This is a genomic window from Enterobacter sp. LU1, from assembly GCF_008271405.2.
GTDB classification, from domain to species: Bacteria; Pseudomonadota; Gammaproteobacteria; order Enterobacterales; family Enterobacteriaceae; genus Enterobacter; species Enterobacter hormaechei_C.
Genome location: NZ_CP043438.2, coordinates 1,590,865 through 1,615,024 on the forward strand (window position 1 = coordinate 1,590,865; position 24,160 = coordinate 1,615,024).

At 53.8% G+C, this 24,160-nt stretch carries 20 protein-coding genes; 15 read left to right on the plus strand and 5 right to left on the minus strand.

Features of this window, described 5'->3' with window-relative positions:
- Window positions 1-117 precede the first annotated feature (117 nt).
- Window positions 118-1,266, plus strand: a complete 1,149-nt coding sequence (locus FZF21_RS07590; protein WP_003858254.1) for an MFS transporter — start codon at window positions 118-120, stop codon at window positions 1,264-1,266.
- Between the two features lie 122 nt (window positions 1,267-1,388).
- The gene (locus FZF21_RS07595) at window positions 1,389-1,910 is read left to right on the plus strand and encodes an anti-virulence regulator CigR family protein (protein ID WP_017384833.1); all 522 of its coding nucleotides are present in this window, start codon (window positions 1,389-1,391) and stop codon (window positions 1,908-1,910) included.
- Between the two features lie 36 nt (window positions 1,911-1,946).
- Here the strand turns inward: FZF21_RS07595 and pflA are convergent, their stop codons facing one another.
- The 4 genes from pflA to ycaO all read right to left on the minus strand — a co-directional run bounded on the left by pflA (window position 1,947) and on the right by ycaO (window position 8,250).
- Complete coding sequence (gene pflA, locus FZF21_RS07600) at window positions 1,947-2,687, minus strand: pyruvate formate lyase 1-activating protein (protein ID WP_003858250.1); 741 nt, start codon at window positions 2,685-2,687, stop codon at window positions 1,947-1,949.
- A gap of 204 nt (window positions 2,688-2,891) precedes the next feature.
- A complete protein-coding gene (gene pflB, locus FZF21_RS07605; protein WP_015570975.1) occupies window positions 2,892-5,174 on the minus strand; it encodes a formate C-acetyltransferase in 2,283 nt (760 codons plus the stop codon).
- 51 nt (window positions 5,175-5,225) lie between these two features.
- A complete protein-coding gene (gene focA / locus FZF21_RS07610; RefSeq protein ID WP_017384832.1) occupies window positions 5,226-6,083 on the minus strand; it encodes a formate transporter FocA in 858 nt (285 codons plus the stop codon).
- 406 nt (window positions 6,084-6,489) lie between these two features.
- Window positions 6,490-8,250, minus strand: coding sequence for a 30S ribosomal protein S12 methylthiotransferase accessory factor YcaO (ycaO, locus tag FZF21_RS07615; RefSeq protein ID WP_015570974.1), 1,761 nt, complete (start codon window positions 8,248-8,250; stop codon window positions 6,490-6,492).
- A 127-nt stretch (window positions 8,251-8,377) separates the two neighbouring features.
- Here ycaO and FZF21_RS07620 point away from each other — a divergent pair, with 127 nt between their 5' ends.
- From FZF21_RS07620 to FZF21_RS07680, 13 genes are all read left to right on the plus strand, one after another.
- Complete coding sequence (locus tag FZF21_RS07620; RefSeq protein ID WP_017384830.1) at window positions 8,378-9,070, plus strand: DUF421 domain-containing protein; 693 nt, start codon at window positions 8,378-8,380, stop codon at window positions 9,068-9,070.
- Window positions 9,071-9,232: 162 nt separating this feature from the next.
- Window positions 9,233-10,321: a 3-phosphoserine/phosphohydroxythreonine transaminase gene (gene serC, locus FZF21_RS07625; RefSeq protein WP_017384829.1), complete on the plus strand. Its 1,089-nt coding sequence runs from the start codon at window positions 9,233-9,235 to the stop codon at window positions 10,319-10,321.
- Window positions 10,322-10,389: 68 nt separating this feature from the next.
- Complete coding sequence (gene aroA, locus FZF21_RS07630) at window positions 10,390-11,673, plus strand: 3-phosphoshikimate 1-carboxyvinyltransferase (protein WP_017384828.1); 1,284 nt, start codon at window positions 10,390-10,392, stop codon at window positions 11,671-11,673.
- A gap of 185 nt (window positions 11,674-11,858) precedes the next feature.
- Window positions 11,859-12,542, plus strand: a complete 684-nt coding sequence (gene cmk, locus FZF21_RS07635) for a (d)CMP kinase (protein ID WP_015570968.1) — start codon at window positions 11,859-11,861, stop codon at window positions 12,540-12,542.
- Window positions 12,543-12,653: 111 nt separating this feature from the next.
- Entirely contained in the window at window positions 12,654-14,327 is a 1,674-nt protein-coding gene (gene rpsA / locus FZF21_RS07640; protein WP_003858235.1) for a 30S ribosomal protein S1, read from the plus strand.
- Between the two features lie 170 nt (window positions 14,328-14,497).
- Window positions 14,498-14,785, plus strand: coding sequence for an integration host factor subunit beta (gene ihfB / locus FZF21_RS07645; protein ID WP_003858233.1), 288 nt, complete (start codon window positions 14,498-14,500; stop codon window positions 14,783-14,785).
- Window positions 14,786-14,997: 212 nt separating this feature from the next.
- Window positions 14,998-17,262 carry a ComEC family protein gene (locus FZF21_RS07650; RefSeq protein WP_047736837.1) on the plus strand — a complete coding sequence of 755 codons (2,265 nt, stop codon included), beginning with the start codon at window positions 14,998-15,000 and terminating at the stop codon, window positions 17,260-17,262.
- 36 nt (window positions 17,263-17,298) lie between these two features.
- Complete coding sequence (msbA, locus tag FZF21_RS07655; protein ID WP_063945838.1) at window positions 17,299-19,047, plus strand: lipid A ABC transporter ATP-binding protein/permease MsbA; 1,749 nt, start codon at window positions 17,299-17,301, stop codon at window positions 19,045-19,047.
- Window positions 19,044-20,021, plus strand: coding sequence for a tetraacyldisaccharide 4'-kinase (lpxK, locus tag FZF21_RS07660; protein WP_015570966.1), 978 nt, complete (start codon window positions 19,044-19,046; stop codon window positions 20,019-20,021). The genes msbA and lpxK overlap by 4 nt, the downstream gene beginning before the upstream one ends.
- A 43-nt stretch (window positions 20,022-20,064) precedes the next feature.
- Window positions 20,065-21,294, plus strand: a complete 1,230-nt coding sequence (locus FZF21_RS07665) for a winged helix-turn-helix domain-containing protein (protein ID WP_015570965.1) — start codon at window positions 20,065-20,067, stop codon at window positions 21,292-21,294.
- A gap of 45 nt (window positions 21,295-21,339) precedes the next feature.
- Window positions 21,340-21,522 carry a protein YcaR gene (ycaR, locus tag FZF21_RS07670; RefSeq protein ID WP_003858220.1) on the plus strand — a complete coding sequence of 61 codons (183 nt, stop codon included), beginning with the start codon at window positions 21,340-21,342 and terminating at the stop codon, window positions 21,520-21,522.
- Complete coding sequence (gene kdsB, locus FZF21_RS07675; RefSeq protein ID WP_015570964.1) at window positions 21,519-22,265, plus strand: 3-deoxy-manno-octulosonate cytidylyltransferase; 747 nt, start codon at window positions 21,519-21,521, stop codon at window positions 22,263-22,265. The genes ycaR and kdsB overlap by 4 nt, the downstream gene beginning before the upstream one ends.
- A 142-nt stretch (window positions 22,266-22,407) precedes the next feature.
- Entirely contained in the window at window positions 22,408-23,301 is an 894-nt protein-coding gene (locus FZF21_RS07680) for a YcbJ family phosphotransferase (RefSeq protein WP_003858216.1), read from the plus strand.
- On the opposite strand, the gene elyC is transcribed toward FZF21_RS07680, so the two are convergent.
- Window positions 23,278-24,057 carry an envelope biogenesis factor ElyC gene (gene elyC, locus FZF21_RS07685; RefSeq protein ID WP_015570963.1) on the minus strand — a complete coding sequence of 260 codons (780 nt, stop codon included), beginning with the start codon at window positions 24,055-24,057 and terminating at the stop codon, window positions 23,278-23,280. The two genes, FZF21_RS07680 and elyC, sit on opposite strands and share 24 nt — an antisense overlap.
- Window positions 24,058-24,160 lie beyond the last annotated feature (103 nt).

Sequence of the window (24,160 nt, forward strand, 5' to 3'; positions counted from 1 at the left end):
AGTTTTTTAAATCGACAAGGCGCATAACGTGCGTGACGCCTGAACCGGTGGATTGACTTTGTTTTTGCCAGTGGCATGATGCGCACGAAATCTGAACTTCCTCACGGTTTTTAATCCATGACCACCTATACCCGCCCGGTGCTTTTGTTGCTCTGTGGCCTGCTTTTGCTGACCCTGGCGATCGCGGTGTTAAACACACTCGTCCCGCTATGGCTCGCCCATGAAAACTTACCGACCTGGCAGGTGGGTATGGTTAGCTCGTCCTTTTTTACGGGCAATCTGCTGGGCACCTTATTAACGGGCAGCCTTATTAAGCGCTTTGGTTTTAACCGCAGTTATTATCTGGCGTCGCTGATCTTTGCCGTCGGCTGCGCCGGTTTAGGCCTCATGGTCGGCTTCTGGAGCTGGATGGTCTGGCGCTTTATTGCGGGCGTCGGCTGCGCCATGATCTGGGTGGTGGTTGAAAGTGCGCTAATGTGCAGCGGAACGTCCCGTAATCGCGGGCGTCTGCTGGCGGCCTATATGATGGTTTACTACGTCGGTACCGTTCTGGGACAGCTGATGGTCAGCAAACTGCCAACCGACCTGATGAGCGTGCTGCCGTGGGTGACGGGCATGGTTCTGGCGGCGATCCTGCCGCTGCTCTTTACCCGCATTGTGAATCAAAACAGCGAGCATCAGGAAGCTACCCACGTCTGGCCGATGCTGAGACTGCGCCAGGCGCGTCTGGGGGTTAACGGCTGCATTATTTCCGGGATTGTGCTGGGCTCGCTCTATGGCCTGATGCCGCTCTATCTTAACCATCAGGGCGTCAGTGATTCCGGGATCGGTTTCTGGATGGCGGTGATGGTCAGCGCGGGGATTGTCGGCCAGTGGCCGATTGGCCGCCTGGCGGACCGCTTTGGTCGTCTGCTGGTGCTGCGCGTCCAGGTTTTCGTGGTCATCATGGGCTGTCTCGCCATGCTCAGCAACGCCGCAATGGCGCCTGCGCTGTTCATTCTGGGAGCTGCGGGCTTTACGCTCTATCCGGTCGCGATGGCCTGGGCCTGTGAGAAAGTTGAGCATCACCAGCTGGTTGCAATGAACCAGGCTTTGTTGCTGAGTTACACCATCGGCAGTTTACTGGGTCCGACGTTTACCGCTATGCTCATGCAAAATTATTCTGACAATCTGCTGTTTATTATGATCGCCAGCGTGTCGTTTATTTATCTGTTAATGCTGCTGCGCAAAGTGGGCGAACATCCAACGCCAGTGGCCCATGCATGACTTATTAAAAGCCTGTCGATGACAGGCTTTTTTGTCCCTGTCACATATAAGACTTTTACTTATTGTGAGTTTTTACTGCCTGGCGATAATTCAAATGAGTTTACCACTAAAAGGCAGCAATCATGTCTACTCGTCGTTTTTCCACTACCGCACTTGCCGTAGTGTTGGCTTTAACGTTTGCAACGGCTCCGGCCATGGCTAATCCTGGAAACGGGAATGGTGGTGGTCACGGAAACGGTGGCGGACAAGGTAATAGCGGCAATCATGGTAACGGGAACGCTGGTAACCATGGTAATAAACACAATAACGGTCAGGATAACCCTGGGAAATCGGATAAGAGCTTTAAAAACAGCAAAGATGTCGGTAATGATGTGGATGCTCGCGTGAGCTTCGATCATGCCCGCCATCTGGCACTGAATTACGGCTTAACAGGCTACGACTCTCTGCCTCCGGGAATTGCGAAAAACCTGGCGCGCGGTAAGCCACTGCCTCCGGGCATTGCGAAGAAAACCGTGCCAGCCGATATGCTGGGTCAGCTTCCTTCCTATCCGGGCTATGAATGGCGCGTGGTAGGTGACGACCTGGTCTTAATTGCGCTAAGTACGGCGATTGTGACTTCCGTTATTAACGGCGTCTTTAAATAGAATATAAAAAGGCCCGGTTTTCACCGGGCCTTTTCGTTAATACATGACCTTGTGGCCATACTGCTCAAGAATACCTTTGACGCGCTCCATCGTCTCTTTTTTCGGCGGCTTCACGCCATCGAGTTTGTACTCTTCACCCATCGCCACCCATTTATGTTTACCCAGCTCGTGATAGGGCAGGAGTTCAATTTTCTCCACGTTACCCATATCCCGGGTAAATTCACCCAGACGATGTGCAGAGTCATCATCATCTGACCAGCCCGGCACCACCACGTAGCGGATCCAGGTCTTGACGCCTTTATTGGCAATGTATTTGGCAAATTCCAGCGTACGGTGGTTTGAAACGCCAACCAGATTCTGGTGGATCTCATCGTTCATCTGCTTGAGATCGAGCATCACCAGATCGGTCACTTCAAGCAGTTCATCAATAACCGGATCGTAACGGCGCACAAAGCCGTTGGTGTCGAGGCAGGTATGAATGCCTTCTTTGTGGCAGGCGCGAAACCAGTCGCGCACAAACTCAGCCTGAAGAATGGCTTCACCGCCGGATGCCGTCACGCCACCGCCGGACGCGTTCATGAAGTGGCGATAGGTCACCACCTCTTTCATCAGATCTTCAACGGTGACTTCTTTACCGCCATGGGTGTCCCAGGTGTCACGATTATGGCAGTACAGGCAGCGCATCAGGCAGCCCTGGAAGAAAGTGATAAAGCGGATCCCCGGGCCATCGACGGTGCCACAGGATTCAAAGGAGTGAATGCGACCAATAATTGACATTGCGGTGATATCTCCGAATTTGGCCCATCCGGGGGCCTATGTAGATGCACAGCTCAAAGGCTATGTCGAGTCTGTTTTGGCTGTTATCCATTAAAGTATAGATAGCGGACAAAAGAGACTGATGAAGCGAGGGTGTTAAAAAGGCCCCACTTGCGTGGAGCCTTTATTGTACGCTTTTTAACGCGTGATTTCAGTCAATTCCACTTACATGGACTGAGTGAAAGTACGAGTAATAACGTCCTGCTGCTGTTCTTTCGTCAGGGAGTTAAAACGTACTGCGTAACCAGATACGCGGATGGTCAGCTGAGGATATTTCTCAGGGTGTTCCATCGCGTCGAGCAGCATTTCACGGTTCATCACGTTCACGTTCAGGTGCTGACCACCTTCGATGGACGCTTCGTGGTGGAAGTAACCATCCATCAGACCCGCGAGGTTAGTTTTACGCACTTCGTCGTCTTTACCCAGCGCGTTTGGCACGATAGAGAAGGTGTAAGAGATACCATCTTTCGCGTAAGCAAACGGCAGTTTAGCAACGGAGGTCAGAGAGGCAACCGCACCTTTCTGGTCACGACCGTGCATTGGGTTAGCACCTGGGCCGAATGGCGCGCCAGCACGACGACCGTCTGGGGTGTTACCGGTTTTCTTACCATACACAACGTTAGAGGTGATGGTCAGAACAGACTGAGTCGGGATAGCGTTACGATAGGTAGTGAGTTTCTGAATTTTCTTCATGAAACGTTCTACCAGGTCAACCGCCATGTCATCAACGCGAGCGTCGTTGTTACCAAACTGCGGATATTCGCCTTCGATTTCGAAGTCGATAGCCAGACCATCTTCGTCACGAATTGGTTTAACTTTCGCATATTTGATTGCAGACAGGGAGTCAGCCGCAACGGACAGACCTGCGATACCACACGCCATGGTGCGAACGACGTCACGGTCGTGCAGCGCCATCAGAGAGGCTTCGTAGCTGTACTTGTCGTGCATGTAGTGGATAACGTTCAGCGCGGTCACGTACTGTTTAGCCAGCCAGTCCATGAAGTGGTCCATGCGCTCCATGACTTCGTCATAGTTCAGCACGTCGCCTTTGATCGGTTCAGACTTAGGACCAACCTGCATTTTCAGTTTTTCATCAACGCCGCCGTTGATTGCGTACAGCATGGTTTTCGCCAGGTTTGCACGCGCACCGAAGAACTGCATTTGCTTACCAACAACCATTGGACTTACGCAGCAAGCGATAGCGTAGTCATCGTTGTTGAAGTCAGGACGCATCAGGTCATCGTTCTCGTATTGCAGAGAAGAAGTGTCGATGGACACTTTAGCGGCGAATTTCTTGAAGTTCAGAGGCAGTTTTTCAGACCACAGAACGGTGATGTTCGGCTCCGGAGAAGGACCCATGGTGTACAGGGTGTTCAGGAAGCGGAAGCTGTTTTTGGTTACCAGAGTACGGCCGTCTACGCCCATACCGCCGATAGATTCGGTTGCCCAGATTGGGTCACCAGAGAACAGCTCATCATATTCTGGGGTACGCAGGAAGCGAACCATACGCAGTTTCATGACCAGGTGGTCAATCATTTCCTGAGCGTCTTGTTCAGTGATTTTGCCTGCTTTCAGGTCACGTTCGATGTACGCATCCAGGAAGGTGGATACGCGGCCGAAGGACATTGCTGCACCGTTCTGAGACTTAACAGCGGCCAGGTAGCCGAAGTAGGTCCACTGGATAGCTTCCTGAGCGTTGGTAGCAGGACCAGAGATATCGCAGCCGTATTTAGCCGCCATCTCTTTGATCTGACCCAGCGCACGGTGCTGTTCAGCGATCTCTTCACGCAGACGGATAGTCGCTTCCAGGTTTACGCCGTTTTCCAGGTCAGACTGGAGAGAGACGAACTGCGCGTATTTGTCTTTCATCAGGAAGTCGATACCGTACAGCGCAACGCGACGGTAGTCACCGATGATACGGCCACGGCCATAGGCATCTGGCAGACCGGTCAGAACGCCAGATTTACGGCAGTTCAGAATGTCTTTGGTGTAAACATCGAATACGCCCTGGTTATGGGTTTTGCGGTATTCGGTGAAGATTTTTTTCAGCATTGGGTCCAGCTCGCGGTTATACGCTTTGCAGGAACCTTCAACCATTTTGATACCACCGAACGGGATGATTGCGCGTTTCAGTGGTGCTTCAGTTTGCAGACCAACGATTTTCTCAAGGGCTTTGTTGATGTAGCCAGCATCGTGAGAAGTGATGGTAGAAGCAACGGAGGTGTCAAAATCAACTGGCGCGTGAGTGCGGTTTTCCAGTTTAACGCCTTCCATTACGCTGTCCCACAGCTTGGTGGTTGCGTCAGTTGCACCAGCCAGGAAGGATTCGTCACCTTCATACGGGGTATAGTTTTTCTGAATAAAGTCACGGACGTTGACTTCATTCTGCCAGTCACCTTTCGTAAAACCTTCCCAGGCTGTGGCTAACTTTTCATTAAGCTCGGACATGTAACACCTACCTTCTTAAGTGGATTTTTTATTTACTGCCTGAGACAACCATTAATGATGATCGCCGCCACGCAGGTAAATGACCCAGTATGTCAACCCAACTAACAGACCCCCACCGATAATGTTCCCGATAGTGACGGGGATCAGGTTATCAGTAATGAAGTTCATAATAGTCAGGTGTGAAAAACTTTCCGGGGTTGAACCTACAGCAGTCCAGAACTCCGGGCTTGCAAAGTTGCGGATAACAATCCCCATCGGGATCATGAACATATTCGCAATACTGTGCTCAAAGCCGCTGGCAACAAACATCGCAACCGGCAGAACCATAATCATGGCTTTATCCATCAGGCTACGACCAGAGTAGCTCATCCAGACCGCCAGGCAGACCATCAGGTTTGCGAGGATGCCGAGAGCAACAGCTTCGATAAATGTATGGTGCATTTTGTGGTCGGCGGTTTGCAGGACGTTAAGCCCCCAGCCGCCGTTGGCGGTCATATACTCGCCAGAGAGCCACATCAACAGAACAAAGAGCAGACAGCCAATCAGGTTGCCAACGTAAACGTTGAGCCAGTTGCGCCCCAGTTGACCCCAGGTAATTCTTCCGCTGGCTTTTGCCACCACAATCAGCACCGTTGAGGTGAAGAGGTCGGCGCCGCAGATGACGCAGAGAATCAGGCCCAGTGAGAAGCAAATACCACCAATCAATTTCGCTATGCCGAAAGGCATCCCGGCAGTGCCGGTGGTGGCTGTGATATAGAAGACGAAAGCGATGGAGATGAACACCCCAGCCGTAATGGCCAGAAAGAACGTCGTCATCGGATGTTTCGTGGCTTTGTAGACACCCGCTTCTTCGGCAACTTTCGCCATCGCAGCGGGGAGTAATAGATCAAAAGGGTTGTCAGCTTTCACACTAACTCTCTCTTTATTAAGTCGGCGACGAGATACTAACAAAGCATTATAGAAGAGAAATTGATATAGATCATATCTCGCCTGGCTTATAGGCCCGCAGTGTGTATGGTTTTACAGCAAAAGCGGAGTAAGTATTTGATTATCCATATAAAAATAAATTTTAAAAGTTATGAAAAGAGTTGAATTTTTTCCTTCAGCCTCCCGTGGAACAGTTAATTAAAATGGAGTATTTATTATAATTAGTAACAGTAAAGCTCAGGTAAGCGTTTTTATATTTACCCGTGGTTAACTTAATTATTACAATTAAACGTCATTGCGGAAAAATAAAAAAAAAGGGGCAATGAAATTGCCCCGTAATATAGCTCAGGCGATTGAATACGCCTACAGCCATTAATGTTATATGCGCTTATTTTGACCAGTAAGCGGCTTTTGCCTTCTGCAATTTTTCATACGCATTCAGCAGTGACTGATGCGCCGGGAAGGCTTTCAGATCGTTGTCAACCGCTTGCAGGCCGTAGAATGGTTCTTCACCGCTCAACGCCGCGCTGGCAGCTTCAACGGCATCCGCACCGTACATACGTACAAAGGCGTTCAGATACTGCAATGGCTCGCGGTCGTCTTCCTGAGAAAGCAGGAGCAGCGTTTGCAGGCAACGGTAATAGTTAGTGCGCTCGGCGGAGAAGACGGACTGGTTAAACTCCATCGTCCACTCGGTCCAGGCCAAAGCCTGATCCAGATCGCCGCCCGCCAGCGCCAGCATCGCTTTCAGCTCGCCGATGCGCAGGGTGTACCAGCCGTTATCTTTTCCGGTCGCCAGACCCAGCAGTTCGCGCACGCGGGTGAAATCATCGTGTCCTTCTTCGTCCAGCTGGGCGATCAGGTTCAGATAATCTTCTTTATCCCACTCGCTGCCTGGCAGGGCCAGCAGGGTTTCACGCAGATGTGCGCCCATGCTATTGTTCGCCAGCCATAAATCTTCTGCCGGATAAATGTCCGACATACCTGGCACAATAATACGGCACGCGTAAACACCGAGGTGTTCATAGTCGGCAATGTAGACTTCCTGATCTTCCGCGTTGAAGATCGCCATCAGGGTGGCGAACTCTTCTTCCGTCGTACCGGCAAAGCTCCAGTCCACGAACGGATAGTCCGCGTCCTGTTTGAACATATCCCAGGAGATCAAACCGCTGGAGTCGATGAAGTGCGTTTCGAGGTTGGTGTGCTCGGCGACTTCTTCGTCATCAAAGGTTGGCGGAGTAAAGACATCGAGATCTTTCAGGCTACGACCTTGCAGCAGTTCGGTTACGGTACGCTCCAACGCCACGCCGAAGTCCGGGTGCGCGCCGAAGGAGGCGAAACAGGTGCCATTTGCCGGGTTGAACAGTACCACGCAGATAACCGGATATTTGCCGCCCAGAGAGCCGTCATAAGCAAAGATTGGGAAACCTTCTGCTTCCAGTTTGGCGATGGATTCCACCACGCCCGGGTAGCGCGCCAGCACGTCAGCCGGGATCTCCGGCAGGCTGATGGATTCAGCAATAATGCGGTTTTTGATATGACGCTCGAAAACTTCAGACAATCCCTGCACGCGCGCTTCGTTGCGGGTATTACCGGCAGACATGCCGTTAGACACATACAGGTTGCCGACGATGTTCATCGGGATATAAACGGTCTGCTCGTCAGACTGACGGGTGAACGGCAGGGCGCAGATCCCACGATCCTCATTGCCGGATTGCAGGTCGATCAACATGCTGCCGGTCAGTTCGTTTTCCGGATCGTAGAACGCGCGCAGGCGGGCATCGAGAATGCCTTCCGGCAGTTCATCGTTTTCGGTCAGCGGGAACCATTTTTCGTTCGGATAGTGAACGAACGGACCGTTGGCAATAGTTTCGCCCAGCCAGAAGTCGGCGAAGAAGTAGTTGGTGGACAGACGCTCAAAATACTCACCCAGTGCAGAGGCCAGCGCCGCTTTTTTGGTCGCGCCTTTACCGTTGGTAAAGCACAGCGCACAGTCTTTGTCGCGAATATGCACGGACCAGACGTGAGGCACCGGATTCAGCCAGGAGGCTTCTTCGATATTAAAGCCCAGGTCGGTCAGTTTCTGCTGGAAGCGAGCGATGGAATCTTCCAGAGCGGCGTCTTTGCCGGGGATAAACGTTTGAGTCATGGCGTTCACTTTTATCGTACGTAAAGCGCGCAATGATACGGGTTTTGCGTGACGGGTGCTATCTCCGGCGAAAATAAATGGCTGGACTATGCTTATAAGCAGTAACCTACTGTTAAGGCATAAAAAAATGAAAGCTTTCGATCTCCAGCGGATGGCGTTTGATAAAGTCCCTCCTGAGTTTTTAGGCGAAGTAGCGCTGCGCAGCCTGTACACCTTTGTACTCGTTTTCCTGTTTCTGAAAATCACCGGACGTCGCGGCGTGCGGCAGATGTCGCTGTTTGAAGTGCTGATCATCCTGACGCTGGGGTCGGCGGCAGGGGACGTTGCCTTTTATGACGATGTGCCGATGGTGCCGGTCTTTATCGTCTTCGTGACGCTTGCACTGCTGTACCGGCTGGTCATGTGGCTGATGTCGAAAAGTGAGAAACTGGAAGATCTGCTCGAAGGGAAGCCGGTGGTGATTGTCGAAGATGGTCAACTGGCCTGGGAGAATGTGCAAAGCGCCAATATGACGGAGTTTGAGTTCTTTATGGAACTCCGTTTGAGCAGCGTTGAGCAACTGGGGCAGGTGCGTCTGGCGATTATGGAAACGAATGGTCAAATCAGCGTCTATTACTATTCCGACGATGAGGTGAAGCCCGGCCTGTGCATCCTGCCGGATATGCTCATCGAGCGATACAAAACTGTACCTGAAGCGGGCGAGTACGCCTGCATAAAATGTAGTCATGTCGTGGTTATGCAGGCGGGCGAACATCAATTATGCCCCCGCTGTACGAATCCAGAATGGACGAAGGTTAGCCGGGCTAAACGTAACACCTGACAGCGATTTTGTCGGTTTTGTGACAACGGTACGGCAGATTGTATTGTGTGACGAGGGGCACATTTCTTCGGCCATCAGTTTTAGACATTGCGGCGCGTGTCACTGAATGATAAAACCGATATCCACAGTTATAACTTATGGCTTTTAGCGTGGTGAGGGGAAATGGCTCAAGTCTTTAATTTCAGTTCAGGTCCGGCAATGTTACCGGCAGACGTGCTCAAACAGGCTCAACAGGAGCTGTGTGACTGGAACGGTCTGGGTACGTCGGTGATGGAAGTCAGCCACCGGGGTAAAGCGTTTATTCAGGTGGCGGAAGAAGCAGAAAAGGATTTTCGCGATCTGCTGAACATTCCCTCGAACTACAAAGTATTGTTCTGTCACGGCGGTGGACGCGGCCAGTTTGCGGGTATCCCGCTCAATCTACTGGGCGACAAAACCACCGCTGATTACGTTGATGCCGGCTACTGGGCGGCCAGTGCGGTAAAAGAAGCGCACAAATATTGCACGCCGAATGTCATCGATGCCAAAGTGACCGTTGACGGTCTGCGCGCCGTGAAGCCGATGAGTGAGTGGCAGCTTTCTGACAACGCCGCGTATCTTCACTACTGCCCGAACGAAACCATCGACGGTATTGCCATTCACGAAGAGCCAGACTTTGGCGAAAATGTCATTGTGACGGCGGATCTCTCTTCAACCATTCTGTCCACCCCGCTGGATGTCAGCCGCTACGGCGTCATCTACGCGGGTGCCCAGAAAAACATCGGTCCTGCGGGTCTGACTATCGTTATTGTGCGTGAAGACCTGCTGGGGAAAGCCCATAAGTCTTGCCCGTCAATTCTGGATTACACCGTCCTGAACGACAACGATTCCATGTTCAACACCCCACCAACGTTTGCCTGGTATCTCTCCGGCCTGGTCTTCAAATGGCTGAAGCAAAAAGGCGGTGTGGCGCAGATGGATAAGATCAATCAGCAAAAGGCTGAACTGCTGTACGGCGTGATCGACAAGAGCGATTTCTACCGTAACGATGTCGCCAAAACTAACCGTTCGCGCATGAACGTGCCGTTCCAGCTGGCGGACAGCAACCTGGATAACGTGTTCCTGGAAGAGTCCTTCGCGGCGGGTCTGCATGCGCTGAAAGGCCACCGTGTGGTAGGCGGAATGCGCGCCTCTATCTATAACGCCATGCCGCTGGAGGGCGTTAAAGCCCTGACTGATTTCATGATCGACTTCGAACGTCGTCACGGTTAATTGGCTGTTTTTCACCCCCGCAGCGTTCCTGCGGGGTTTTTATTATGTTGAGTTGAGAGTTGAGTTTCATGGAATCCCTGACGTTACAACCTATCGCGCGGGTAGATGGCACCATTAATCTGCCTGGTTCAAAAAGTGTCTCGAACCGCGCTCTGCTGCTGGCAGCTCTGGCAAACGGCACCACCGTCCTCACTAATCTGCTGGACAGCGATGACGTGCGCCATATGCTCAATGCACTGAAAGCGTTGGGCGTTCAGTACGCGCTGTCTGACGATCGTACCCGTTGTGAAGTCACCGGTAACGGCGGCGCGTTACATTCTGCTGAAGCGCTGGAGCTTTTCCTGGGTAACGCCGGTACCGCGATGCGTCCTCTGGCCGCAGCGCTGTGTCTGGGGAGTAACGATATTGTGCTGACCGGTGAGCCGCGAATGAAAGAGCGTCCGATCGGCCATCTGGTGGATGCCCTGCGTCAGGGCGGCGCGCAGATTGATTATCTTGAGCAGGAAAATTACCCGCCCCTGCGTCTGCGCGGGGGATTCACTGGCGGCAATGTTGAGGTTGACGGTAGCGTTTCCAGCCAGTTCCTGACCGCGCTGCTGATGACCGCACCGCTGGCACCACAGGACACCGTCATCAACATTAAAGGCGACCTGGTTTCTAAGCCGTACATTGATATCACCCTGCACCTGATGAACACCTTTGGTGTTGAGGTGGAAAACCAGTCTTATCAGCGTTTCGTGGTGCGCGGAGCGCAGCAGTATCAGTCCCCGGGCCACTACCTGGTTGAAGGCGATGCTTCATCCGCCTCCTATTTCCTTGCCGCAGGTGCGATTAAAGGCGGTACGGTAAAAGTGACGGGCATTGGCCGCAACAGCGTGCAGGGCGATATCCGTTTTGCTGACGTGCTGGAAAAAATGGGCGCGGTGGTGACCTGGGGCGATGACTTCATCTCCTGCACCCACGGTGAGCTGAACGCCATCGATATGGATATGAACCATATTCCGGATGCGGCGATGACCATTGCCACCGCTGCGCTGTTTGCGAAAGGCACCACCACGCTGCGAAACATTTACAACTGGCGTGTGAAAGAGACGGACCGCCTGTTCGCGATGGCAACCGAGCTGCGTAAAGTGGGGGCCGAGGTAGAAGAGGGCGAAGACTACATTCGCGTCACGCCGCCGGCAAAACTGCAATTTGCAGAAATTGGCACCTACAACGATCACCGCATGGCGATGTGTTTCTCGCTGGTGGCGTTGTCAGATACGCCAGTCACTATCCTTGATCCGAAGTGTACGGCAAAAACGTTCCCGGACTACTTCGAACAGCTGGCGCGCATTAGCACCCTGGCCTGATGATCGTATGCCGCATCACCTGATGCGGCATTTCCTTACGCTTTCTGACACTCATCCTCTTTCATTTCTTCTACACTCTGCTTCAATCATTCCGTAATTTGCACGCAAAGGTAACAGTTGCGCACGTTGGCGCGTATAATGCGCGGCGTTCATGTAAACGGTATGCCTTAATTAAGGAGAAAAAGATGACGGCAATTGCCCCGGTAATCACCATTGATGGGCCAAGTGGCGCAGGGAAAGGTACTCTGTGCAAAGCGATGGCGGAAGCATTGCAATGGCATCTTTTAGATTCGGGAGCAATCTATCGCGTGCTGGCGCTGGCTGCGCTGCATCATCATGTGGATGTTGCGTCTGAAGAAGCGCTGGTACCGCTGGCTGCGCATCTGGATGTGCGCTTTGTCTCGACCGATGGCAACCTTGAAGTGATCCTGGAAGGGGAAGATGTCAGCGGTGAAATCCGTACCCAGGAAGTGGCCAATGCGGCCTCTCAGGTGGCGGCTTTCCCACGCGTTCGTGAAGCGCTGTTACGTCGCCAGCGCGGTTTCCGTGAAGCGCCGGGGCTGATCGCCGACGGCCGCGACATGGGAACCGTGGTATTCCCCGATGCGCCAGTGAAAATTTTCCTTGACGCCTCTTCAGAAGAACGTGCTCAACGCCGCATGCTTCAGTTGCAGGAAAAGGGGTTTAGTGTTAACTTTGATCGCCTTTTATCCGAGATAAAAGAGCGCGATGACCGCGATCGTAACCGCGCCGTCGCACCACTTGTTCCCGCGCAAGACGCATTAGTGCTGGATTCAACCAGTTTAACTATTGAGCAAGTGATTGAAAAAGCGCTACAATATGCGCGCCAAAAACTGGCACTCGCGTAATCGCGACCGATTTAGCAGTACCCCCGCTGCAATGGATTGACGGCGGGTATGTGAAACAACCCCATCCGGCACGGAGCCAGGTGGACGTTAATATTAACCTGAAGATTAAACATGACTGAATCTTTTGCTCAACTGTTTGAAGAATCCTTAAAAGAAATCGAAACCCGTCCGGGTTCCATCGTTCGTGGCGTTGTTGTTGCTATCGACAAAGACGTTGTACTGGTTGACGCCGGTCTGAAATCTGAGTCTGCCATCCCGGCTGAGCAGTTCAAAAACGCCCAGGGCGAGCTGGAAATCCAGGTTGGTGACGAAGTTGACGTTGCTCTGGACGCAGTAGAAGACGGCTTCGGCGAAACCCTGCTGTCTCGTGAGAAAGCTAAACGTCACGAAGCATGGATCACGCTGGAAAAAGCTTACGAAGAAGCTGAAACTGTGGTCGGTGTTATCAACGGCAAAGTTAAAGGTGGCTTCACTGTTGAGCTGAATGGTATTCGTGCGTTCCTGCCAGGTTCTCTGGTAGACGTTCGTCCAGTCCGTGACACCCTGCACCTCGAAGGCAAAGAGCTTGAGTTCAAAGTAATCAAGCTGGACCAGAAGCGTAACAACGTTGTTGTTTCCCGTCGTGCCGTTATCGAATCCGAAAACAGCGCAGAACGCGATCAGCTGCTGGAAAACCTGCAGGAAGGCATGGAAGTCAAAGGTATCGTTAAGAACCTCACTGACTACGGCGCATTCGTTGACCTGGGCGGCGTTGATGGCCTGCTGCACATCACCGACATGGCGTGGAAACGCGTTAAGCACCCAAGCGAAATCGTGAACGTGGGCGACGAAATCACTGTTAAAGTGCTGAAGTTCGACCGCGAGCGTACTCGTGTATCCCTCGGCCTGAAACAGCTGGGCGAAGATCCATGGGTAGCTATCGCTAAGCGTTACCCAGAAGGTACTAAACTGACTGGTCGCGTTACCAACCTGACTGACTACGGCTGCTTCGTTGAAATCGAAGAAGGCGTTGAAGGTCTGGTGCACGTTTCCGAAATGGACTGGACCAACAAAAACATCCACCCATCCAAAGTTGTTAACGTTGGTGATGTAGTGGAAGTGATGGTTCTGGATATCGACGAAGAACGTCGTCGTATCTCCCTGGGCCTGAAGCAGTGCAAAAACAACCCATGGCAGCAGTTCGCGGAAACCCACAACAAGGGCGACCGTGTTGAAGGTAAAATCAAGTCTATCACTGACTTCGGTATCTTCATCGGCCTGGACGGCGGCATCGATGGCCTGGTTCACCTGTCTGACATCTCCTGGAACGTTGCAGGCGAAGAAGCAGTTCGTGAATACAAAAAAGGCGACGAAATCGCAGCAGTTGTTCTGCAAGTTGACGCAGAGCGTGAGCGTATCTCCCTGGGCGTTAAACAGCTCGCAGAAGATCCGTTCAACAACTGGGTTGCACTGAACAAGAAAGGCGCAATCGTAAACGGTAAAGTGACTGCTGTTGACGCTAAAGGCGCAACCGTAGAACTGGCTGACGGCGTTGAAGGTTACCTGCGCGCTTCCGAAGCTTCACGTGACCGCGTTGAAGATGCAACTCTGGTTCTGAGCGTTGGTGACGACGTTGAAGCTAAGTTCACCGGTGTTGACCGTAAGAACCGTGCAATCAGCCTGTCTGTTCGTGCTAAAGACGAAGCTGATGAGAAAGATGCAATCGCAACTGTGAACAAACAGGAAGATGCAAACTTCTCTAACAACGCAATGGCTGAAGCTTTCAAAGCAGCTAAAGGCGAGTAAGTTCAGGTTCGCACCATCATTTGAGCTGTAACGCATTTACAGCGCGAAGGATGGAGAGCAGACTTGACAGATTGCAGGATTCGTCCTGTAATCAATAACAAAGGGCGGCTACGGCCGCCCTTGTTTAATAAGCTGTTCAGCTAATGGGTTTGAAAGGAACCGGAGGAATCATGACCAAGTCAGAATTGATTGAAAGACTTGCCAGTCAGCAACCGCATATCCCTGCCAAGGCTGTGGAAGATGCCGTTAAAGAGATGCTGGAGCATATGGCTACCACTCTTGCCCAGGGCGAGCGCATTGAAATCCGCGGTTTCGGTAGTTTTTCTCTGCACTATCGTGCACCACGTACCGGGCGTAACCCGAAGACTGGCGATAAAGTGGAGCTGGAAGGAAAGTATGTTCCGCACTTTAAGCCGGGTAAAGAACTGCGCGATCGCGCCAATATTTACGGTAACTGAGTTTAATCATCAGGGTTAAACTGAGTTTAAAGAAAGCACCTTAGGGTGCTTTTTTTGTATCCCGCCCCTGCATTTCTGAATACGCGCCGCATTTAAATTTTCTCTTTGCTGTAAACGCTTAAAAACGTTGCAGCGCCCGCTGTAAATCACGCCTTTTCTGTCTGACGACGCATCAGTCCCGCCGCATAATCGCCTGAAACATGGAGGTGAAGATGGGGATCCACGTTATCAGTATGTGCGCCATTCTGGCCATAATCCCGCTCTTTTGGTTACCCGTTTTGCCAGATGTGCATCTTGTCTGGTTGCTGATTGCCGCAGGAATTGCGTTATCCGTACAGCAGAGAAAATGGCTCAGGTTTTCAGGCCTCGCATTGCTTTTTATGTGCTGGGGGATCCTGGCCGCTCAGGAAAGCGTGTGGCAGATGAACTATTTAACGCAAGCACCGCAGCAGGCCGAGGTGGTCATTACCGCAACGGACGGCGCAACGATGCATCAGGGAAGGATTGTCAGACTCAATGGAAAACGCGTGTGGGCTGCCATGGGCGTGGCGCTGTATGGCAACTATCTGCCGCAAAACGTCTGCGTGGGTCAACGCTGGGCAATGACCCTGCGGCTCAGGGCGGTACACGGAGAACTCAACGATGGCGGCTATGATTCACAGAAAAATGCCTTTGCCCGACACCAGACGCTGAGTGGACGGTTTACCCATGCGGCGCTCGTTGACGAAGGCTGTAGTCTGCGTGCGCAATACCTGACATCACTACAGAATACTCTTTCAGCATATCAGTGGGGACCCGTGATCCTGGGGCTGGGGATGGGGGAGCGGCTGTCGGTCTCGCGGGAGATAAAAAACCTGATGCGTGATACCGGAACGATGCATCTGATGGCAATCTCGGGATTACATATTGCGCTGGCCGCTTCTGTCATCTGGTTTCTGGCGCGGGGCATTCAGTTCTTCCTGCCGGGCCGCTGGATTATCTGGCAAATCCCCTTGCTGGCAGGGCTGATTTTTGCCGCGTTTTACGCATGGCTAACGGGCTTGCAGCCGCCCGCGCTGCGCACGGTTATCGCGCTTGTGGTACTGGCTGCATTAAAAATGAGCGGTCGCCAGTGGTCGCCCTGGCAGGTATGGCTTACCTGCGTGGCAGCGATCCTGATTTTCGACCCACTGGCGATACTGTCACAAAGCCTGGCGTTGTCAGCGTTTGCGGTCGCCGCGCTTATTTTTTGGTATCAGTGGTTGCCTCTCCCGCACTGGCAACGTGGCCGGTGCCTGCGGCCGCTGGTTACGCTAGTGTATTTGCAGGTCGGAATGTTGCTGCTTCTGTTGCCGCTTCAGGTCCTGATTTTCCATGGTTTCAGCCTCTCCTCGCTGGTGGCGAACCTGTTTGCCGTTCCCCTGGTCACGTTTATCTCAGTTCCGCTGATCCTGCTCGGCATGTTTCTGCATCTGTTTCCGGTCGCTGCGCTGGAAAGTATCGTCTGGCTGGCTACTGATAAATCTCTGGCAGGGCTTTTCTGGCTATTGATGCGTTTACCGAATGGCTGGCAGGACGTTGATGAACGCTGGCAATACCTGACGTTACTGCCGTGGCTGCTGATCATTGGCTGGCGATTCAGGGCCTTCAGCGCAGCACCCGCAGTCTGTCTGGCAGGCAGCGTGGTGCTGGCCTTTCCACTCTGGCACAGGGTTAAAACAGACAGCTGGTCCCTGCATATGCTGGATGTAGGGCAGGGGCTGGCGATGGTCATTGAGCGTCACGGGAAGGCCATTCTGTATGACACCGGGCTGGCATGGCCCGGTGGGGACAGTGCGCAGCAGCTGATTATCCCCTGGCTACGCTGGCATCATCTGAAACCGGAAGGGGCGATCCTGAGCCATGAACATCTCGACCACGCGGGGGGACTGGCATCGCTAAAAGCTGCCTGGCCCGCAATGTGGATCAGGAGCCCCTTATCCTGGTCCGGACATCTTCCGTGCTTTCGAGGACAGCGATGGCAGTGGCAGGGTTTAACGTTCTCCGTGCACTGGCCACCCGAAAACACCTCGGCGAAAGGTAACAACCGCTCCTGTGTGGTAAAAATCGATGACGGCGAACAGAGCGTGTTACTGACCGGAGACATTGAAGCGCAGGCAGAACTGGCAATGCTAAGCCACCGCTGGCGTCAGCTTGCGTCTACACTGATCCAGGTGCCACATCATGGAAGTAACACGTCATCTTCAACACCGTTGCTACAGCGCGTAGAGGGGCAGGTTTCGCTGGCCTCGATGGCTCGCTATAACGCGTGGCGTTTCCCTTCTATTAAAGTGGTCCGGCGTTATCGAACGGAGGGATATCTCTGGCTTGATACCCCGCATTCCGGGCAGATATCTGTGACCTTTTCGCACCATAGTCGGCAAATTCGTCGCTTACGCGAACACTATTTACCGCGTTGGTATCATCAGTGGTTTGGCGCGCCCGTAGATAACGGGTAGAATATGCGGCTATTTCAACAAATGCTGGTTTTTTGAATGCATAACGACAAAGATCTCTCCACGTGGCAAACGTTCCGCCGGCTCTGGCCGATGATTGCTCCTTTCAAAGCAGGCTTGATCGTGGCGGGCGTAGCGTTAATCCTCAACGCAGCCAGCGATACGTTTATGTTATCGCTTCTCAAACCGTTACTGGATGACGGTTTCGGTAAAACGGATCGTTCAGTGCTGCTATGGATGCCGCTGGTGGTTATTGGGCTGATGATCTTACGCGGAATCTCCAGCTATGTATCCAGCTACTGCATCTCCTGGGTATCCGGTAAAGTGGTGATGACCATGCGCCGCCGGCTGTTCAGCCATATGATGGGGATGCCGGTCTCATTCTTTGACAAACAGTCAACCGGCACCCTGCTGTCGCGTATTACCTACGATTCAGAGCAGGTGGCGTCGTCCTCTTCCAGCGCACTGATTACCGTTGTGCGTGAAGGCGCATCCATCATCGGCCTGTTCGCGATGATGTTCTATTACAGCTGGCAACTGTCGCTGATCCTTATTGTGCTGGCGCCGATTGTCTCCATCGCGATCCGCGTGGTATCAAAGCGTTTTCGCAACATCAGTAAAAATATGCAGAATACGATGGGGCAGGTGACTACCAGCGCCGAGCAGATGCTGAAAGGCCATAAGGAAGTGTTGATTTTCGGCGGTCAGGAAGTCGAAACCAAACGCTTTGACAAGGTCAGCAACAGAATGCGCCTGCAAGGAATGAAAATGGTATCGGCCTCGTCGATTTCCGATCCGATCATTCAGCTGATTGCCTCTCTGGCCCTGGCCTTCGTCCTGTATGCCGCCAGTTTCCCGAGCGTCATGGAAACCCTGACTGCGGGTACCATTACGGTGGTGTTCTCATCCATGATTGCGCTGATGCGTCCGCTGAAATCGCTGACTAACGTCAACGCCCAGTTCCAGCGCGGGATGGCAGCCTGTCAGACGCTGTTCAGCATCCTCGATTCCGAACAGGAAAAAGATGAAGGTACACGCGTGATCGAGCGCGCTAAAGGCGACCTGGAATTCCGTAACGTCACCTTTACCTATCCAGGCCGTGAAGTGCCGGCGCTGCGTGATATCAGCCTGTCCATCCCGGCGGGTAAAACCGTTGCGCTGGTCGGTCGTTCCGGTTCGGGCAAGTCGACCATTGCCAGCCTGATTACCCGTTTCTACGATATCGACCAGGGCGAGATCCTGCTTGATGGTCACGACCTGCGGGAATATACCCTCCAGTCGCTGCGTAACCAGGTCGCGCTGGTCTCGCAGAACGTGCATCTGTTCAACGATACGGTGGCGAACAACATTGCGTATGCCCGTACCGAAGAGTACAGCCGTGAAGAGATTGAGAATGCGGCGCGTATGGCCTATGCGATGGACTTCATTAACAAAATGGATAACGGTCTGGATACGATCATTGGCGAAAACGGGGTGCTGCTCTCAGGTGGTCAGCGTCAGCGTATCGCGATTGCCCGTGCGCTGCTGCGCAACAGCTCGATTCTGATCCTCGATGAAGCAACGTCCGCACTGGATACGGAATCTGAACGCGCTATCCAGTCTGCTCTGGATGAATTACAGAAAAACCGTACCTCGCTGGTTATTGCGCACCGTCTGTCGACCATCGAACAGGCTGACGAAATCGTGGTGGTGGAAGATGGCGTGATCGTTGAACGCGGCAGCCATGCGGACCTGCTGGAACAGCGTGGTGTTTACGCGCAGCTTCATAAAATGCAGTTCGGTCAATGATTGCACGCATCTGGTCGGGGGAATCCCCTCTGTGGGTGCTGCTTCTCCCGCTCTCCTGGCTGTATGGCCTGGTGAGCGGTGCTATTCGTCTGCTTTACCGCCTCGGGATCAAGCGCGCCTGGCGCGCACCGGTACCGGTGGTGGTGGTCGGCAACCTGACGGCGGGTGGAAACGGCAAAACCCCGGTGGTGATCTGGCTGGTAGAACAGCTCCATAAACGCGGTATCCGCCCGGGAGTTGTCTCACGCGGTTACGGTGGTAAAGCGGCGCAGTATCCACTGGTGCTGAGCCCAGCTACGACAACCGCTGAAGCCGGTGATGAGCCGGTACTGATTTACCAGCGTACCGGCGCGCCGGTTGCGGTATCGCCGGTGCGCAGTGATGCCGTGAAGGCACTGCTTGCGGAGCATGACGTACAAATCGTTATTACCGATGATGGTTTGCAGCATTACGCGCTGGCGCGTGACAAAGAGATCGTGGTCATTGACGGCGTGCGGCGTTTTGGCAACGGCTGGTGGCTGCCAGCCGGTCCAATGCGTGAGCGTGCGTCGCGCCTGAAGAGCGTCGATGCTGTGATTGTAAACGGTGGTGAAGCCAGAGCGGGCGAAATCCCGATGCATCTTCGTCCCGGACAGGCCGTGAATATGTTGACCGGCGTGCGTAAAGACGTCGCGCAACTGGAACATCTGGTTGCGATGGCCGGTATAGGTCATCCGCCGCGTTTCTTCGCAACGCTGGAGCAGTGCGGCGCAAAGCTTGATAAACGGGTGCCGCTCGCCGATCACCAGGCGTTAGTTGCCGAAGAGGTTGAAAGGCTGGCAGCGCCGGGACAGACGCTGATCATGACGGAAAAAGACGCGGTAAAATGCCGGGCCTTTGCGAAAGAAAACTGGTGGTATCTGCCGGTTGACGCTGAACTCAGCGGCGAACAGCCGGAACATTTGCTCAAGGAACTGCTCGCGTTAGTGCAGTAACTTCTACGCGGTTCCGGTGGCGCTTTGACTGACAGGAAAACGCATGTCTCTACCGCAATTCTCACTTGCAGCCGCACGAAACCTGCATCTTGCCGCCCAGGGGCTTCTGAAAAAGCCCCGCCGCCGCGCGCAGCCAGCTGATATCCTCTCTACCGTGCAACGCATGTCGTTGCTGCAAATCGACACCATTAACATCGTGGCGCGTAGCCCGTATCTGGTCCTGTTTAGCCGCCTGGGAAACTATCCTCCGCAGTGGCTGGATAATGCGCTAAGTCAGGGCGAACTGATGGAATACTGGGCGCATGAAGCCTGTTTTCTCCCGCGAAGCGATTTTGCCCTGATGCGTCACCGCATGCTCGCCCCGGACAAAATGGGCTGGAAATACCGTCAGGAGTGGATGGTGGAACACGCGGATGAAATAGAGCAACTGATTGCCCATATTCAGGAAAACGGGCCGGTACGCTCTGCGGATTTTGAACACCCGCGAAAAGGCGCAAGCGGATGGTGGGAGTGGAAACCGCACAAACGCCATCTTGAAGGGCTGTTTACGTCGGGCAAAGTGATGGTGGTCGAGCGCCGCAACTTTCAGCGCGTCTATGACCTCACGCACCGTGTTATGCCTCACTGGGACGATACGCGTGACCTGCTGTCTCAGGACGCAGCCGAAGCCATCATGCTCGGGAACAGCGCCCGCAGCCTTGGCATCTTCCGCCCACAGTGGCTGGCGGATTATTATCGTCTGCGTCAGCCGCAGCTAAAACCACTGCTGGAATCGTGGCAGCGCGAACAGCGCGTCATGCCGGTCTCGGTAGAGTCGTTAGGTGAAATGTGGTTGCATGCGGATTTGTTCCCTCTGCTGGCGCAGGCGCAGGAGGGCAAACTCCAGGCGACCCACAGTGCCGTGCTGTCGCCGTTCGACCCCGTTGTCTGGGACAGAAAGCGGGCCGGGCAGTTGTTTAATTTCAGCTACCGTCTGGAATGCTACACTCCGGCGCCCAGACGGCAGTATGGTTATTTTGTTTTGCCGCTGCTGCACAAAGGCCAGCTAGTCGGGCGCATGGACGCTAAAATGCACCGTAAAACCGGCATGCTTGAAATTATCGCGCTCTGGCTTGAAGAGGGCATAAAGGTGACGGCTGGCCTGGAAAAAGGGTTAACGACTGCGCTCAGTGAATTTGCCCGCTGGCAGGGGGCGCATGAAATTGTACTCGGTCGCGTGCCTGCGGGGCTGTTTACGACCTGTCGAGGTGGCTGGGAAACAGGCACTCCCTGAAAAGGGAATGTGATAAGCTTTAGCGATTACCCATACGGAGGAACTATGGATCACCGTTTACTTGAAATTATTGCCTGCCCGGTGTGCAACGGCAAACTGTATTACAGCCAGGATAAACAAGAGCTGATTTGCAAACTGGACAGCCTGGCGTTCCCGCTGCGTGACGGTATTCCGGTCCTGCTGGAAAATGAAGCCCGTTCCCTGGTGGCAGAAGAGATCAAACCATGAGTTTTGTTGTCATTATCCCTGCGCGTTATGCTTCAACGCGCCTGCCAGGTAAACCGCTGGTGGATATCAATGGCAAACCGATGATTGTGCATGTCCTTGAACGGGCACGCGAATCGGGCGCCGGACGCGTCATCGTCGCCACCGATCACCCGGATGTTGCGCGCGCGGTTGAGGCCGCGGGTGGGGAAGTGTGCATGACCCGTGCCGATCATCAGTCAGGCACCGAGCGCCTGGCGGAAGTCGTCGAAAAATGCGGTTTCAGCGACGAGACGGTGATTGTGAACGTGCAGGGCGATGAGCCGATGATCCCGGCGGCGATTATCCGTCAGGTGGCCGACAACCTGGCACAGCGTCAGGTCGGGATGGCGACCCTCGCGGTGCCGATTCACCACGCTGAAGAGGCGTTCAATCCGAATGCGGTGAAAGTGGTCATGGACGCAGAGGGCTACGCGCTCTATTTCTCCCGCGCCACCATTCCGTGGGATCGCGATCGTTTCGCGCAATCGAAAGAGACAATCGGCGAAACCTTCCTGCGCCACATCGGTATTTACGGCTACCGCGCTGGCTTTATTCGTCGCTACGTCGCCTGGGCACCAAGCCCGCTGGAGCATATTGAAATGCTCGAACAGCTTCGCGTGCTGTGGTACGGCGAGAAAATTCACGTTGCGGTTGCCCAGGAAATCCCAGGCACCGGCGTGGATACCCCTGAAGATCTCGAGCGCGTACGCGTCGAAATGCGTTAATTCGCTGGCATCCCCTCGTCTGGGGGGATGCTCTCCCGCCAGGCTATTTTCCTTTTCTTTTTCATTATTGATCTCTACCGGGTGACATCCGGGTTTCGCGCGCTCATTATAAAAGCAGTAGTCTTAATGGGGGTAATCTCATATGGAACAGCTGCGTGCTGAACTCAGCCATCTCCTTGGCGAAAAGCTAAGCCGGGTGGAATGCGTGAATGAAAAGGCCGATACCGCACTCTGGTCGTTGTACGACAGTCAGGGAAACCCCATGCCGCTGATGGCCAGAAGTTTTACCTCGCCGGGCGTCGCCAGACAGCTGGCCTGGAAAATGTCGATGCTGGCGCGGGAAGGGACTGTCCGCATGCCGACGGTCTACGGCGTGATGACCCATGAGGAGCATCCCGGCCCGGATGTTCTGCTTATCGAGCGTTTACGCGGGGTTTCTGTTGAAGCCCCGACGCGTACACCGGAGCGCTGGGAACAGCTGAAAGATCAGATTGTCGAGGCTCTGCTTGCCTGGCATCGGCAGGACAGCCGGGGCCTTGTTGGCGCGGTGGACAGCACGCAGGAAAACCTGTGGCCGCTGTGGTATCGCCAGCGTGTTGAAGTGCTGTGGGGCACGCTGAACCAGTTCAACAACACCGGTTTAACGATGCAGGACAAACGTATTTTATTCCGCACCCGGGAGTGTCTGCCGACGCTGTTTGAGGGCTTTAACGACAACTGCGTGCTGGTTCACGGCAATTTCACGCTGCGCAGTATGCTTAAAGACTCGCGCAGCGACCAGCTGCTGGCGATGGTCGGGCCGGGGATCATGCTCTGGGCGCCGCGCGAGTACGAACTGTTCAGGCTGAGCGAGGGCGGGGCGGCGGAAGATTTGCTCTGGCACTATCTTCAGCGCGCCCCCGTTGCGGAGGCCTTTCTCTGGCGACGCTGGCTCTATCTTCTCTGGGATGAGGTGGCGCAGCTGGTCAACACCGGGCGCTTTAATCGCGCCAGTTTCGATCTGGCCGCAAAATCACTCCTGCCCTGGCTTGCCTGACGAACCTTTGAGCCACTGCCAGAGGCGGCCAAGCGTCTCGTAGCCGACGCGATCGCTGTGCATCAGCCATACCGGGGACGGGATTATCCGTTCCCACGGATTGAGCGGGGCGTCAATAGCCATCTGGTTTGCCGGAGCAGGAAGCGGATGCAGGCCCTGCTTCTCAAAGAAAATCATTGCGCGCGGCAGGTGTGAAGCAGAGGTCACCAGCAGGAACGGTACATCACCGATGGCCTGTTTCACCGCCGCCGCCTCTTCTTCGGTATCTTTTGGGCTATCCAGCGTGATGATGGCGGAACGCGGTACGCCAAGCGATTCAGCCACTCTTGCTCCTGCTTCAGCGGTACTGACCGGGTTGGTTTTTGCCGCAGCGCCCGTGAAGATCATCTTCGATCCAGGATTGGCCAGCCACAGGCGGATCCCCTCGTTCAGGCGCGGCAGGCTGTTGTTGATCAGGTTCGAGCTGGGCGCCCAGTTCGGATCCCAGGTATACCCGCCGCCCAGCACGACGATATAGCCCACCTTCTGATTTCCCTGCCATGTCGGGTAGGTGTTTTCAATCGGACGTAATAAACCGTCAGCGACCGGTTGCAGGCTGAGTAACAGCAGCGCCAGCCAGCCCACGGTAACGAGGGATTTACCGCTTTTCTGAAAGCGGCTAAACCATATCAATGCCAGCCCCAGCGCGATGAGAAGCAACAGCAGGGGAAGGGGAAGCATCATGCCTCCGATATATTTTTTTAGGGTAAAAAGCATCCTTTTTGGTTCCTTTTTTAACCATACAGCAGGCGATTGTCGGTGATATTACACCAGAGTGGTTCATTCTCCGCGCGGGTGTGACAAAATAGCGGTTTTGCAG